This is a genomic window from Psychrobacter sp. W2-37-MNA-CIBAN-0211 (assembly GCF_040309405.1).
GTDB lineage: Bacteria > Pseudomonadota > Gammaproteobacteria > Pseudomonadales > Moraxellaceae > Psychrobacter > Psychrobacter glaciei.
Map to the genome: position 1 here is coordinate 1 of NZ_JBEOOU010000035.1, position 1080 is coordinate 1080.

The 1080-nt window shown below is 47.6% G+C and carries 2 protein-coding genes; both read left to right on the forward strand.

Going from position 1 to position 1080, the window contains the following annotated elements; genetic code table 11:
* Positions 1-128: 128 nt before the first annotated feature.
* Positions 129-287 (forward strand): TraR/DksA family transcriptional regulator, encoded by a 159-nt coding sequence (locus AAEY72_RS14140; RefSeq protein WP_229041931.1) that lies wholly within the window; start codon positions 129-131, stop codon positions 285-287.
* Entirely contained in the window at positions 284-832 is a 549-nt protein-coding gene (locus AAEY72_RS14145; RefSeq protein ID WP_001289873.1) for an ead/Ea22-like family protein, read from the forward strand. The genes AAEY72_RS14140 and AAEY72_RS14145 overlap by 4 nt, the downstream gene beginning before the upstream one ends.
* Positions 833-1080 lie beyond the last annotated feature (248 nt).

The window sequence follows — 1080 nt, forward strand, 5'->3', positions numbered from 1 at the left end:
CGACCGAGCGCAGCGAGTCAGTGAGCGAGGAAGCGGAAGAGCGCCCAATACGCAAACCGCCTCTCCCCGCGCGTTGGAATCGATCCGGATCAGAAATAGAAGAATTACAGCGCAACACAGCAATAAAAATGCGCCGCCTGAACCACCAGGCTATATCTGCCACTCATTGTTGTGAGTGTGGCGATCCGATAGATGAACGAAGACGCCTGGTCGTTCAGGGTTGTCGGACTTGTGCAAGTTGCCAGGAGGATCTGGAACTTATCAGTAAACAGAGAGGTTCGAAGTGAGCGAAATTAACTCTCAGGCACTGCGTGAAGCGGCAGAGCAGGCAATGCATGACGACTGGGGATTTGACGCAGACCTTTTCCATGAATTGGTAACACCATCGATTGTGCTGGAACTGCTGGATGAACGGGAAAGAAACCAGCAATACATCAAACGCCGCGACCAGGAGAACGAGGATATTGCGCTAACAGTAGGGAAACTGCGTGTTGAGCTTGAAACAGCAAAATCAAAACTCAACGAGCAGCGTGAGTATTACGAAGGTGTTATCTCGGATGGGAGTAAGCGTATTGCTAAACTGGAAAGCAACGAAGTCCGTGAAGACGGAAACCAGTTTCTTGTTGTTCGCCATCCTGGGAAGACTCCTGTTATCAAGCACTGCACTGGTGACCTGGAAGAGTTTCTGCGGCAGTTAATCGAACAAGACCCGTTAGTAACTATCGACATCATTACGCATCGCTATTACGGGGTTGGAGGTCAATGGGTTCAGGATGCAGGTGAGTATCTGCATATGATGTCTGACGCTGGCATTCGCATCAAAGGAGAGTGAGATCGGTTTTGTAAAAGATAACGCTTGTGAAAATGCTGAATTTCGCGTCGTCTTCACAGCGATGCCAGAGTCTGTAGTGTCAGATGATGACCGTACTCAAACATCGGGTTGAGTATTATCTTACTGTTTCTTTACATAAACATTGCTGATACCGTTTAGCTGAAACGACATACATTGCAAGGAGTTTATAAATGAGTATCAATGAGTTAGAGTCTGAGCAAAAAGATTGGGCGTTATCAATGTTGTGC

Excerpts from the sequence above, each read along its gene's own strand:
- AAEY72_RS14140 (WP_229041931.1), top strand. The coding sequence starts at position 129 with ATGCGCCGCCTGAACCACCAGGCTATATCTGCCACTCATTGTTGTGAG.